12 protein-coding genes are annotated in these 13352 nt (G+C 64.2%); 7 read left to right on the forward strand and 5 right to left on the reverse strand.

Features of this window, described 5'->3' with window-relative positions; translation table 11 throughout:
* Positions 1-60: 60 nt before the first annotated feature.
* The 3 genes from ACK56M_RS05360 to tldD are packed head-to-tail and all read left to right on the forward strand — an operon-like array spanning position 61 to position 6196.
* Positions 61-3894, forward strand: a complete 3834-nt coding sequence (locus ACK56M_RS05360) for a YhdP family protein (protein WP_217190033.1) — start codon at positions 61-63, stop codon at positions 3892-3894.
* A gap of 8 nt (positions 3895-3902) precedes the next feature.
* Complete coding sequence (locus ACK56M_RS05365) at positions 3903-4754, forward strand: carbon-nitrogen hydrolase family protein (protein ID WP_015269054.1); 852 nt, start codon at positions 3903-3905, stop codon at positions 4752-4754.
* A 2-nt stretch (positions 4755-4756) separates the two neighbouring features.
* Positions 4757-6196: a metalloprotease TldD gene (gene tldD, locus ACK56M_RS05370; protein WP_054573148.1), complete on the forward strand. Its 1440-nt coding sequence runs from the start codon at positions 4757-4759 to the stop codon at positions 6194-6196.
* Positions 6197-6314: 118 nt separating this feature from the next.
* Here tldD and yjgA read toward each other — a convergent pair whose 3' ends face one another.
* A complete protein-coding gene (gene yjgA / locus ACK56M_RS05375) occupies positions 6315-6836 on the reverse strand; it encodes a ribosome biogenesis factor YjgA (protein ID WP_003255152.1) in 522 nt (173 codons plus the stop codon).
* 108 nt (positions 6837-6944) lie between these two features.
* Between yjgA and pmbA the strand changes: the two genes are divergently transcribed.
* The 4 genes from pmbA (at position 6945) to ACK56M_RS05395 (ending at position 10991) form a co-directional block, all read left to right on the forward strand.
* Positions 6945-8291, forward strand: coding sequence for a metalloprotease PmbA (gene pmbA, locus ACK56M_RS05380; RefSeq protein ID WP_085720761.1), 1347 nt, complete (start codon positions 6945-6947; stop codon positions 8289-8291).
* Positions 8292-8533: 242 nt separating this feature from the next.
* Complete coding sequence (locus ACK56M_RS05385; protein ID WP_080604845.1) at positions 8534-8935, forward strand: FagA protein; 402 nt, start codon at positions 8534-8536, stop codon at positions 8933-8935.
* A complete protein-coding gene (locus ACK56M_RS05390) occupies positions 8928-10304 on the forward strand; it encodes a class II fumarate hydratase (RefSeq protein WP_411959292.1) in 1377 nt (458 codons plus the stop codon). Before ACK56M_RS05385 ends, ACK56M_RS05390 begins: the two co-directional genes overlap by 8 nt.
* A 75-nt stretch (positions 10305-10379) precedes the next feature.
* The gene (locus ACK56M_RS05395) at positions 10380-10991 is read left to right on the forward strand and encodes a superoxide dismutase (protein WP_100413273.1); all 612 of its coding nucleotides are present in this window, start codon (positions 10380-10382) and stop codon (positions 10989-10991) included.
* 415 nt (positions 10992-11406) lie between these two features.
* Here ACK56M_RS05395 and ACK56M_RS05400 read toward each other — a convergent pair whose 3' ends face one another.
* From ACK56M_RS05400 to hpf, 4 genes are read right to left on the reverse strand one after another with little or no spacing between them, the layout of a single operon-like run.
* Complete coding sequence (locus ACK56M_RS05400; protein WP_013971075.1) at positions 11407-11679, reverse strand: HPr family phosphocarrier protein; 273 nt, start codon at positions 11677-11679, stop codon at positions 11407-11409.
* A 19-nt stretch (positions 11680-11698) separates the two neighbouring features.
* Positions 11699-12553 carry an RNase adapter RapZ gene (gene rapZ / locus ACK56M_RS05405; protein WP_061303255.1) on the reverse strand — a complete coding sequence of 285 codons (855 nt, stop codon included), beginning with the start codon at positions 12551-12553 and terminating at the stop codon, positions 11699-11701.
* A 2-nt stretch (positions 12554-12555) separates the two neighbouring features.
* Positions 12556-13020, reverse strand: coding sequence for a PTS IIA-like nitrogen regulatory protein PtsN (ptsN, locus tag ACK56M_RS05410; RefSeq protein WP_015269060.1), 465 nt, complete (start codon positions 13018-13020; stop codon positions 12556-12558).
* 12 nt (positions 13021-13032) lie between these two features.
* Positions 13033-13341: a ribosome hibernation-promoting factor, HPF/YfiA family gene (gene hpf, locus ACK56M_RS05415; RefSeq protein ID WP_003255135.1), complete on the reverse strand. Its 309-nt coding sequence runs from the start codon at positions 13339-13341 to the stop codon at positions 13033-13035.
* Positions 13342-13352: the final 11 nt, after the last annotated feature.

Consider the following 13352-nt stretch of genomic DNA (forward strand, 5'->3'; position numbering starts at 1 on the left):
GTGGCCCGGGCTGGAAAATCCGGGGCTACGGGCCATCATGGATAAACGACCTGGAGGGCCATGGCCATGGGACGTCTGAACCGCGTTCTTGTCGCCTTGACCCGCTGGGGGCTGGGCGTTTGCGCCCTGCTGGCAGTACTGGTGGCACTGTATGTCAGCCTCGGCCGCGAACTGGTGCCGTTGGTGGCCGAGTATCGCGCCGATGTGGAAAGCAAGGCCGAGCAGGCTTTGGGCCTGCCCGTGCACGTTGGTGCCCTGGAAGGCCGCTGGAGCGGCCTGGCACCGGTGCTGCGGGTGCGTGACCTGCAACTGGGCGATGGGGCGACGGCCCTGCGCCTGGACGACGTCAAGGTAGTCCCCGATGTCTGGGCCAGCCTCACTGCCCGAGAAGTACGCCTGGCACGCATTCAGTTGGGCGGCCTGCAGTTGATCCTGCGCGAGAACGAGCAGGGCGCCTGGAACCTCGAAGGCCTGCCGAAGAAGGACGATGCGCCGCTCGACCCCGCCGAGTTGTTGCAGCGCCTGCGCCAGTTGGGCCGCATCGATGTGTTCGACAGTCAGGTCACCCTGCACCCCTGGCAGCGCGACCCGTTGACCCTCACTTATGTGAGCGTTGGCCTGCAGGCCGGAGCTTCGCGCCATGCCCTGGATCTGCGCGCGACCCTTCCCGATGGCCAACCGCTTTCGCTGAACCTGCGCAGTCGTGCCACGCCCAGCGCCTGGCGCGACGGCAAGGTCGAAGCCTACCTGAGCCTGCCACAGAGTGACTGGGCGCGTTGGCTGCCGCCACGCCTGCTGGGCCAGTGGCATGCCGACGCCCTGCGGGCGGGCGGCGAGTTCTGGGTCGACTGGAGCAAGGGGCAGTTGCAGCAGGCCGTTGTACGCCTCAATGCACCGGAGCTGCACGGTGCCTATGCCGGGCGCAAGGCGGCCAGGCTGAACAACCTGGCGCTGGGTGCCTGGTTCCTGCGCCAGGAACAAGGCTTCGATGTGGTAGTCGACTCCCTGGCCATGGACGTCGGCAAGACCCGTTGGGAGTCGCACCTGCAATTGCAGCAGCGTCCAGGCGAGGACGCTGCCGCGGAAAGCTGGAACGTGCAGGCCGACCGCCTCGACCTCACGCCGTTGACACCGCTCGTCGATGCCCTGGCGCCACTGCCGGACAAGGTCATGGCCGTGGTCGATGGCCTGAATGTGACCGGCGCGTTGCGCAATGTGCGTCTGGTAGCCCGGCCCAAGGCAGAGGGTGACCAGCGCCTGCAGTTCGAAGCCAACCTGGAGAAGGTCGGTTTCGATGCCTATCACAATGCCCCGGCAGCCGGTAACGTCAGCGGCAGCATCAGCGGAGACCTTGGTCATGGCGAACTGCGCCTTGATACCGATGCGTTCATGCTGCACCTGTACCCGATCTTCGCCAAACCCTGGCATTACCAGAAGGCCAATGCGCGCCTGACCTGGGCCCTGGACAAGGAGGGTTTCACCCTGGTCGCGCCTTACCTCAAGGTACTGGGCGAGGAGGGCAAGATCGCCGGTGACTTCCTCATTCGCCTGTTGTTCGAAGAAGGCCGTGAAGACTACATGGACCTGCGCGTCGGCCTGACCGAAGGCGATGGCCGCTACACCGCCAAGTACCTGCCCGAGGTGCTCAGCCCGGCACTCGACGAATGGCTGCGCAGTGCGATCGTCAAAGGCACGGTGGACGAAGGCTACTTCCAGTACCAAGGCTCGCTGAACCATGGTGTCGCGCCGGAAGCCCGCAGCATCAGCCTGTTCTTCAAGGTGCGTGATGCAGCCCTGGACTTCCAGCCGGGCTGGCCGCAGGTGCAGCACGTGGATGGCGATGTGTTCATCGAGGACAGTGGTGTGCGCGTCAAGGCCCAGCGTGGCGTACTCCTCGACACCAAGGTCAGTAATGTGAGCGTCGATATCCCGCATGTCGACGAGGGCCAGCAAAGCCACCTGTACCTCGATGGTGACTTCGACGGGAGCTTGGGCGATGGCCTGAAGATCCTCAAGGAGGCTCCAATCGGCACCGGCGAGATATTTGCCGGCTGGGAGGGTGAGGGGCCGCTCAAGGGCAAGGTCAAGCTCGACATTCCGCTGGCTCGCGGGCAGCGGCCGAAAGTGCAGGTAGACTTTGCCACCGACGATGCGCGATTGAAGGTTGCGCCGCCGAGCCTGGAGTTGAGCCGCCTGAAGGGTGACTTCAGTTTCGATTTGGACAAGGGCCTGAGCGGCAAGGGCATCAGCCTGCAGGCCTTCGGCAAGCCGGTGACGGCGCAAATCACCGCCGAAGGCCAGCCCGGGCAGATGCAGACACGCGTCAACGCCAGCGGCCAGGTGTCGCTCAAGGCACTGACCGACTGGCTGCAGTTCAAGCAGGCCTTGCCGGCGTCCGGCGACCTGCCTTACCAGTTGCAGCTCAGCCTGGGTAGCCGGGACAACCGCCTGAGTGTCGATTCCAGCCTCAGGGGCTTGGCCATAGACCTGCCGGCACCGTTCGGCAAGGCAGCGGCCGATACCCGTGACACACGCTTCAGCATGACCCTCCAGGGGCCGGAGCGGCGCTTCGATGTCGCCTACACCGACCTTGCCCGCTTTGCCTACGCCGCGCCGGCCGAGAAGCTGGGGCAGGGCCGTGGCGAGTTGCTGCTGGGCACCGGTAACGCCCAGGTACCTGCCGGCCAGGGCCTGCGCGTGCGCGGGCACCTGGAGACGCTGGACCTGGGGCCCTGGCAGGAACAGGCGGCGCGCCTGGCCGGCGATGACCCGGGCGGTAGCGCGAGGCAGAACCTGCAAGGCGTAGACCTGAGCATCGGCCAGCTGAAAGCCTTTGGCCTGGACCTGAACCAGGCCGTGGTGCGCCTGGCCCGTGGCGGCCCCGCCTGGGATCTGCGCTTCGATAGCAAGGAAGTCATCGGCAACGCCCGGGTGCCGGATGCCAAGGGCGCGCCAATGGTGGTGCGCATGCAGACCTTGCGCCTGCCCGCCGCCAGCGCGGCGGAAAAGCAGGCAGAGGCACAGGCCGAGGAGGGCCCGGACCCGCTGGCTTCGTTCGACCCGCGCAAGGTTCCGGCGCTGGACCTGAGCATTGACAAGCTCTATCGCGGTGACGACCTGTACGGCAGTGCGTCGCTCAAGCTGCGGCCGACCGCGCGTGGCGTGACCGCCAGCGATATAGACCTCGACTTCAAAGGCCTGCGTATCGATGGTGGCGGTGGCTGGGAAGGCGAACCGGGCAGCACCAGCAGCTGGTACAAAGGGCGCCTGGACGGCAAGAACCTGGCGGATGTGCTCAAGGCCTGGGGCTTTGCACCGACCGTGACCAGCCGCGACTTCCGCCTGGATGTGGATGGCCGCTGGCCGGGTTCGCCGGCCTCGGTGAGCCTCAAGCGCTTCTCTGGCAGCATGGACGCAGCACTGCGCACCGGCCAGTTCGTGGAGGTTGAAGGCAGTGCCCAGGCGCTGCGGGTGTTCGGCCTGCTGAACTTCAACTCCATCGGTCGGCGCTTGCGCCTGGACTTCTCCGACCTGTTCGACAAGGGCCTGGCCTACGACCGTGTCAAAGGTTTGCTGGTAGCCAGTGACGGTGTCTATGTGACCCGCGAGCCAATCGCTGTGACCGGCCCGTCGAGCAACTTCGAGCTGGACGGTACCCTGGACCTGGTACGCGACCGGGTCGATGCCAACCTGCAGGTGAGCCTGCCAGTGACCAACAACTTGCCGCTGGCGGCCTTGATTGTCGGCGCGCCGGCCGTGGGCGGGGCGCTGTTCCTGGTGGACCGGCTGATCGGTGACCGGGTGTCACGCTTCGCCAGCGTGCACTACCGTGTCGAAGGTCCGGTGAAAGAGCCTAGAATCACATTTGTGAAACCTTTCGAGAAATCCCGCTAGGAGTGCCCATGAAGGCAGCTGTAATCCAGATGGTCAGCCAGGACGATGTGCTGGCCAACCTGCAGCGCGCCGGTGCCCTGTTGGAGCAGGCCGCCTCTGGCGGCGCACGGCTGGCGGTGCTGCCGGAAAACTTCGCTGCCATGGGCCGCAAGGACGCCGCTGCCATCGGCCGCGCCGAAGCGTTGGGCGAAGGGCCGATCCTGCCATGGTTGAAACGCACCGCCCGCGACCTCAAGTTATGGATTGTCGCCGGTACCTTGCCATTGCCACCGGTCGGCCAACCTGAAGCCAAGGCCCATGCCTGCTCGCTGCTGATCGACGAACACGGTGAGGTAGCGGCACGCTATGACAAGCTGCACCTGTTCGATGTGGACGTTGCCGACAATCGTGGCCGTTACCGCGAGTCCGACGACTATGCCCACGGCGCCCAGGTAGTGGTGGCTGATACGCCGGTGGGGCGGCTGGGGCTGAGCGTGTGCTACGACCTGCGCTTCCCCGAACTGTACAGCGCACTGCGCGCCGCCGGCGCGGAACTGATCACTGCGCCGGCCGCCTTCACTGCGGTAACGGGCGCGGCACATTGGGAAGTGCTTGTGCGCGCCCGTGCCATCGAGACCCAGTGCTACCTGCTGGCTGCGGCACAGGGCGGCACCCACCCGGGGCCACGGGAAACCCATGGCCATGCGGCGATCGTCGACCCCTGGGGGCGCATCGTCGCGGAACAGGCGCAAGGTGAAGCGGTGCTGCTCGCCGAGCGCGACATTGACGAACAAGCGTCCATCCGGGCGCGCATGCCGGTGGTATCGCACCGGCGCTTTTTCTCGCAGGGCGCGTTGCGGCCTGCGCACACCTCGGAGTGACTATGAGCCAGATGTTATCCACCGTCAGCGAGCAGCTCCTGGCCCCAGGCGGCTTGACCCTGGACAGCCTGCAGAGCGTGCTGGGTGAGTTGGCCGGCCCCGGCATCGATGCCGCCGACCTGTATTTCCAGGGCCAGATCTCGGAAACCTGGGCGCTGGAAGACGGCATCGTCAAAGAGGGCAGTTTCAACCTCGACCAGGGCGTGGGCGTGCGTGCCCAGTCCGGTGAAAAGACCGGCTTTGCCTACAGCAATGCAATCAACCTCGAAGCGCTGACCTCGGCCGCCCGTGCCGCCCGTTCGATCTCGCGTGCCGGGCAGAACGGCAAGGTGCAGGCCTTCCGCAGCCAGGATGTGACCGCGCTTTACCCGGCGGACAACCCGCTGGATGTGCTCAGCCGTGCCGAAAAGGTCGAACTGCTCAAGCGTGTCGACGCCGCCACCCGCACCCTTGACCCGCGTATCCAGCAGGTCAGTGTGAGCATGGCCGGGGTCTGGGAACGCATCCTGATCGCTGCGGCCGATGGCAGCCTGGCCGCCGACGTGCGCCCGCTGGTGCGCTTCAACGTCAGCGTAATCGTCGAGCAGAACGGCCGCCGCGAGCGTGGCGGGCAGGGCGGTGGCGGGCGTACCGACTACCGCTTCTTCACCGAAGAACGGGTCATGGGCTATGCCCGCGAAGCGCTGCGCCAGGCCCTGGTGAACCTGGAGGCGATCCCGGCACCGGCTGGTACCCTGCCGGTGGTGCTGGGTTCGGGCTGGTCGGGCGTGCTGCTGCACGAGGCTGTCGGCCATGGCCTGGAAGGTGACTTCAACCGCAAGGGCAGTTCGGCGTTCAGCGGCCGCATTGGCGAGAAGGTGGCGTCGAGCCTGTGCACCATTGTCGACGACGGCACCCTCGAAGGCCGCCGTGGCTCGCTGAGCGTGGATGACGAAGGCACCCCGACCGAGTGCACCACATTGATCGAGAACGGTGTGCTCAAGGGCTACATGCAGGACAAGCTGAATGCGCGCCTGATGGGCATGGCGGTGACCGGCAACGGCCGCCGCGAATCCTACGCGCACCTGCCGATGCCGCGCATGACCAACACCTACATGCGTGCGGGCGAAAGCGACCCGCAGGAAATCATCGCTTCGGTGAAGAAGGGTATCTACTGCGCCAACCTCGGCGGTGGCCAGGTGGACATTACCAGCGGCAAGTTCGTGTTCTCGACCAGTGAGGCCTACCTGATCGAAGACGGCAAGATTACCGCGCCGGTGAAGGGGGCGACCCTGATCGGCAACGGGCCGGAGGCGATGAGCCGGGTGTCGATGGTCGGTAACGACCTGGCGCTGGACAGCGGGGTAGGGACTTGCGGCAAGGACGGGCAGTCGGTGCCGGTGGGGGTCGGGCAGCCGACCTTGAAGCTGGATGCGATCACCGTGGGCGGTACAGGGGCGTGATGGCTTCAGGGACCGCTTTGCGGTCCATTCGCAGCACAAGGCTGCTCCTACAGGGATCGCGTATTTCTGTAGGAGCCGCCTTGTGCTGCGAATGGGCCGCAAAGCGGCCCCATGGCGATCAGCGCAATCCGCGCTGCAGCTCGTCGAGATCGCGGATGTACTTGAACACCTTGCGCGCGGCGGCAGGCGGCTTGTTCCGGGCCTTCTCGTGCTGGGCATGGCGTACCAGCGAGCGCAGCTGCTGGCGGTCGGTGTCGGGGTATTCGTTGACGAAGCGTTCGAGGTCTTCGTCGTTACCGTCGATCAACCGGTCGCGCCAGCGCTCCAGGCTGTGGAAGCGCTCATTGTACTGGCGGGTCGAGCTGTCCATCTGTTCGAGCAGAGCGTGGATGGCATCCAGGTCCTGCACGCGCATCAGCTTGCCGACAAACGACATGTGGCGTTTGCGGGCACCGTGAGCGGTGTGCTTGCTGGCTTCGGCCAGGGCCTTGCGCAGCTCGTCGGTCAACGGCAGGCGAGCCAGGGTATCGGCCTTGAGCGTGGTAAGGCGCTCGCCGAGTTCGACCAGCGCATGCAGCTCGCGCTTGATCTGGGTTTTGCTTTTTTCGCCGTCGAAGGCGTCGTCGTTTGAATCAACCATGGTGGCAGTCCGCTAGAAATCGCCGCCATGATAACCAGTCGGGGGCCGCTTGTCCGGCCCGGTCGTAGAATGACCCTCGCCGAACGCAGAATTTGAGTGGAGAGAACCATGAGTGCAGTCCAGAGCGTAGGTCCGAAGGACCTGCCAGCATTGCAGGAGCAGGTCGAGGCGATCATCGCCGAGGCGCGCCGCCAGGGGGCCAGCGCCTGCGAAGTGGCGGTGTCGCTGGAGCAGGGCCTGTCCACCACGGTACGTCAGCGAGAGGTCGAGACGGTCGAGTTCAACCGCGACCAGGGCTTTGGCATCACCCTCTATGTGGGCCAGCGCAAAGGCTCGGCCAGCACCTCGGCCAGTGGCCCGGAAGCGATCCGCGAAACCGTCGCCGCGGCCTTGGCGATTGCCAGGCATACCTCCGAGGACGAATGTTCCGGCCTGGCCGACGCAGCGTTGATGGCCCGCGATATCCCGGACCTGGACCTGTACCACGACTGGAACCTCGAGCCAGAGAAGGCCATCGAGATGGCCCTGGCCTGCGAAGCGGCGGCGTTCGACGCCGACCCGCGTATCCTCAATGCCGACGGTACCACCCTCAATACCCACCAGGGTTGCCGCGTGTATGGCAACAGCCATGGTTTCATCGGTGGCTACGCCTCGACCCGGCACAGCCTGAGCTGTGTGATGATCGCCGAAGGCGACGGCCAGATGCAGCGTGACTACTGGTACGACGTGAACCGGCAGGGCAACCTGCTGGCCGACCCGCGTAGCATCGGCATGCGCGCTGCCCAGCGTGCAGCCAGCCGTCTGGGGGCGCGGCCGGTGCCGACCTGCGAGGTGCCGGTGCTGTTCTCGGCCGAGCTGGCCGGTGGCCTGTTCGGCAGTTTCCTGTCGGCCATCTCCGGCGGCAACCTGTACCGCAAGTCGTCATTCCTGGAGGGGACCATCGGCCAGCGCCTGTTCCCCACCTGGCTGACCCTCGACGAGCGCCCGCACATTCCGCGGGCACTGGGCAGTGCCGCATTCGACGGCGATGGCCTGGCTACCTATGCCAAGCCGTTCGTCGACAAGGGTGAGCTGGTGTCGTACCTGCTGGGTACCTATTCCGGGCGCAAGCTGGGTTTGCCAAGCACGGCCAATGCCGGCGGCGTGCACAACCTGTTCGTCAGCCATGGGGTCGAAGACCAGGCGGCGCTGATCCGGCGCATGGGCCGAGGGCTGCTGGTGACCGAGTTGATGGGGCATGGCCTGAACATGGTGACGGGTGATTATTCCCGTGGCGCGGCGGGCTTCTGGGTCGAGAATGGCGAGATTCAGCACGCGGTGCAGGAAGTGACCATTGCCGGGAACATGAAAGACATGTTCCAGCAGATTGTCGCGATCGGCAGCGATCTTGAGACCCGCAGCAACATTCACACCGGGTCGGTGCTGATCGAGCGGATGACTGTGGCAGGTAGCTGATCCACAGCCTTTACCGGCCTCTTCGCGGGTAAACCCGCTCCTACAGGTACTGCACAAGACTGAGCCTTATGCGATTCCTGTGGGAGCGGTTTTACCCGCGAAGAGGCCGGTGCAGGCACTACAGAATTTTCAATGAAACCAAAGACCCGGCCCCCGCGCCGGGTTTTTTGTTCCATCAGCTTTCTATTGAAGTGATTCTATTTATCATTTAATAATTAATATCATTACCCAGTAACCCGGCGATGATGTTCATGAAACCCGTCCTCCGCGAACTGCCCTACCTGGAAAACTGGCGCTGGCTCAGCCGACGCATCCGCTGTGCGCTTGAGCCCGACGAACCGCGCCTGATCGAGCATTACCTGGCTGAAGGCCGTTACCTGGTGTGCTGCACCGAGACTTCGCCATGGACGGTGGCACTGACCTCCTTCCGCCTGCTGCTGGATACCGCCTGCGACCGCATGCTGCCCTGGCATTGGCGCTGCCTGTGCCTGGACCAGGCCTGGCGCCCATTGCTGGACCTGCGCAACCTCGACCGCGAGGCACAGAGCCAGCGCTGGCAGCCCTACGCCCTGCAGTTGGCCAATTGCCGCCTGCTGCCGTCGATTTCTCCCGATGAACTGATGCAAGGATTTGATGATGAGTGATACCCGTATCGAGCGTGACAGCATGGGCGAACTGCAGGTGCCGGCCCAGGCCCTGTACGGTGCCCAGACCCAACGCGCGGTCGACAATTTCCCGATCAGCGGCCAGCGCATGCCGGCCCAGTTCATTCGTGCACTACTGCTGGCCAAGGCTGCCGCGGCCAAGGCCAACGTCGAACTGGAACAGTTGTCGACCGCGCAAGGCAAGGCCATCGTAACAGCAGTCGAGCAACTCCTGGCGGGTGACTTCATCCAGCATTTCCCGGTGGATGTGTTCCAGACAGGTTCTGGAACCAGCTCGAACATGAACGCCAACGAGGTGATCGCCACACTGGCCAGTCGCGTGCTGGGTGAGGCCGTCAACGCCAACGACCACGCCAACTGCGGCCAGAGCAGCAACGACATCATCCCGACCACGATTCACGTCAGCGCCGCCCTGGCCTTGCACGAGCAGCTACTGCCCGCCCTGGCGCATCTGGTGCAGGTGATCGAGGCCAAGTCGGCACAGGTGCATCAGTACGTGAAGACCGGCCGCACCCACCTGATGGACGCCATGCCGGTGCGCATGAGCCAGGTGCTGGATGGCTGGGCGGCGCAGATCAATGGCGCCAAGGCACACATCGAAGCGACCCTGCCGAGCCTGCAGGCCCTGGCCCAGGGCGGCACGGCCGTGGGTACCGGCATCAACGCCCACCCGCAATTCGCTGCTGGTTTCGCCCGCCAGCTCAGCGGCCTGACCCAGGTCGAGTTCACCCCCGGGCAGAACCTGTTCGCCCTGATCGGCTCGCAGGACACCGCAGTGGCCCTGTCCGGCCAGCTCAAGACTGCCGCCGTGGCGTTGATGAAGATTGCCAACGACCTGCGCTGGATGAACTCTGGCCCGCTGGCCGGGCTGGGCGAAATCGAACTGCAAGGCCTGCAGCCGGGCTCTTCTATCATGCCTGGCAAGGTCAACCCGGTGATTCCAGAGGCCACCGCCATGGTCGCCGCCCAAGTGATCGGCAATGACGCCACCATCGCCATCGCTGGCCAGTCCGGCAACTTCGAGCTGAACGTGATGCTGCCGGTGATCGCCCGCAACCTGCTGGAGAGCATCGAACTGATGGCCAACGTTAGCCGCCTGCTGGCCGACAAGGCCATCGCCAGTTTCAAGGTCAACGAAAGCAAGCTCAAGGAAGCCCTGGCACGCAACCCGATTCTGGTCACGGCGCTGAACCCGATCATCGGCTACCTCAAGGCCGCCGAAATCGCCAAGACCGCTTACAAGCAAGGCCGTCCGATCATCGACGTGGCGCTGGAACACACCGACCTGTCGCGTGACCAGCTGGAAGCGCTACTGGACCCGGAAAAACTCACCGCCGGTGGTATCTGACACTGAGTCACGGCCCAAGCGTCAGCGGTGGCCGCGTTGGTCATCGCCCAACCCATGCCTACGGAATTCACTGATATGCCCCATACCTTGCCTGCACTGCCTTACGCTTACGCTGCGCTGGAACCGCACATCGACGCGCAGACCATGGAAATCCACCACACCAAGCACCACCAGACCTACGTCACTGGCCTCAACGCCGCCATCGAAGGCACCGAGTGGGCTGAGTGGCCGGTGGAAAAACTGCTCGGCGCGGTCGGGCAACTGCCGGAAAACCTGCGTGGTGCGGTGACCAACCATGGCGGTGGGCACGCCAACCACAGCCTGTTCTGGACCGTGATGTCGCCGCACGGCGGGGGAGAGCCGCAGGGCGCTCTGGCGCAGGCCATCGACGCCCAACTGGGCGGCTTCGATGCCTTCAAGGAGACCTTCACCAAGGCTGCGCTGACCCGCTTCGGCAGTGGCTGGGCCTGGCTCAGCGTGACCCCGCAGAAAACCCTGGTAGTGGAAAGCAGCGGCAACCAGGACAGCCCGCTGATGCACGGCAACACGCCCATCCTCGGCCTGGACGTGTGGGAGCATGCCTACTACCTGAAGTACCAGAACCGTCGTCCGGAATACATCGGTGCCTTCTACAACGTCATTGACTGGGCGGAAGTGGAGCGCCGCTACCTCGAAACCCTGAAGTGAGTCTCCCCGGTATGCGCTCCCAGATGATGTCTGTCAGCCGCGTGCGCCTGTTTCGCCTGTTTCGCCTGGCGCTCGGGACTTTGCTGTTGCTGGCAGGCACTGCGTTGCTATTGGCGCGCGGCTTCGCCTGGTTGGACCTGGCCTGGCCCGCTTGGGGCTGTGCATCGGTTTGCGCCGGATGATGGGGTGTTCACCGGCTTCGCTGTGGGAGCGGCTTTAGCCGCGAACATCGGCGCAGCCGGTGCCATGCACCGCGTTGGATTCTTCGCGGCTAAAGCCGCTCCCACAGGGTACGCGTACCGCTTGCGGATTCAGTTCTCTACGCGACAGCGCAGCCCAAAGGACTGGGCAATCTCCTAAAGGCTTTTTTGTGCAAAAAAGCTGTTCCCACACGGACCGTGCGGGCCTGCGAACTTTATTCGCCTTCGTCGAAATAATTGTTGATCAGTTCGACCAGCGCTGCCATGGCATCGTCGTCCTGCTCGCCTTCGGTATGCAGGTGCACCTGGGTGCCTTTGCCGGCCGCCAGCATCATCACCGCCATGATGCTCTTGCCATCCACCAGCTTGTCCGGCGCACGGCCAACCCTGACCTGGCAGGGGAAGCGGCCGGCGACGCCGACGAACTTGGCTGCCGCCCGGGCATGCAGACCCAGCTTGTTGATGATGGTGATTTCACGGGCGGGCATCGTGGGGCGGATCCTTGGGCTAGAGGTCGCGGTGGCGGACCTGGACGTTTTTCAGGGATTGCTGCAACAACTGGCCAAGGCGTTCGGTGATGTACACCGAGCGGTGGTGGCCGCCGGTGCAGCCAATGGCAATGGTGACGTAGGCACGGTTGCTGGCAGCGAAGCGGGGCAGCCACTTGAGCAGGTAGCTGGAAATGTCGTTGAACATCTCTTCGACATCCGGCTGTGCGGCCAGGTAGTCGATCACCGGTTGGTCGAGGCCGGAGTGCTCACGCAGCTCGGGCTTCCAGTAAGGGTTGGGCAGGCAGCGCACATCGAACACCAGGTCGGCATCGACCGGCATTCCTCGCTTGAAACCGAACGACTCGACCAGGAACGCGGTGCCAGGCTCGGGCTGGTTGAGCAGGCGCAGCTTGATCGAATCACGCAGCTGGTACAGGTTCAGGCTGGTGGTGTCGATCTTCAGGTCGGCCAGGTCTGCAATCGGCCCCAGCAATTCGCTTTCCACCCGGATCGCTTCCGCGAGCGAGCGGTTGGCGTTGGTCAGCGGGTGGCGTCGGCGGGTTTCCGAGAAACGCTTGAGCAGTACGTCTTCGTCGGCATCCAGGTACAGCACGTCGCAATGGATATGCCGGGCGCGGGCTTCTTCGAGCAACTCGGGGAAACGCGTCAGGTGGCTGGGCAAGTTGCGCGCGTCGATCGACACGGCGACCTTGGGTTGCTGCAACTCGGTGTTGATCAGCGCATTTTCCGCCAGTTGCGGCAGCAGCCCGGCGGGCAGGTTGTCAATGCAGTAGAAACCGTTGTCTTCCAGGACATCGAGGGCGGTGCTCTTGCCGGAGCCGGACCGGCCGCTGACGATGATCAGGCGCATGTTCAGTGCTCGTTCTGTACGTCCAGGACAACCTGGAACAGGGCCTCGCTGCTGGTGGCCGCACGCAGGCGATCACGGACCTCCTTGCGATCGAGCATGCTGGCAATCTGGCGCAGCAATTCCAGATGGGCATCGGTGGCGGCTTCTGGCACCAGCAGGACGAACAGCAGGTCCACCGGCGCGCCATCGATGGCGTCGTAGTCGATAGGCGCTTCCAGGTGCAGCAGGGCGCTGACCGGAGCGGAACATCCTTCAAGCCGGCAGTGCGGGATGGCGATGCCGTTGCCGAAACCGGTCGAACCGAGTTTTTCCCGGGCGACCAGTTTTTCGAAGACGTCTTGCATCTCCAGTTCGGGCACTTGTTCGGCGATGACGGTGGCGACCTTTTCCAGGGCGCGCTTCTTGCTGCCGCCCGGCACGTTCACGAGGGAACGGCCGGGGGTCAGGATGGTTTCAAGTCGGATCATGGATGAGGGGGATCAGCGGGCAGCTGCACCTTGCAGCAGGCTTTGCTGTTTTTCCTTGTGTTTTTTCAGTTGGCGGTCAAGCTTGTCGGCCAAGGCGTCGATCGCTGCATACATGTCTTCGTGTTCGGCGTTGGCAACCACTTCGCCGCCGGGAATCTGCAAGGTCGCCTCGACCTTCTGCTGCAGCTTCTCGACTTTCATGATGACCTGCACGTTGGTGATCTTGTCGAAGTGACTTTCCACGCGAGCGAGCTTTTCAAGCACATAATCGCGCAGTGGCTGGGTGACTTCTACATGCTGTCCACTGATATTGACTTGCATACAGCTTCTCC

This window comes from Pseudomonas sp. s4 (genome assembly GCF_046764235.1).
Classification (GTDB): domain Bacteria; phylum Pseudomonadota; class Gammaproteobacteria; order Pseudomonadales; family Pseudomonadaceae; genus Aquipseudomonas; species Aquipseudomonas asiatica.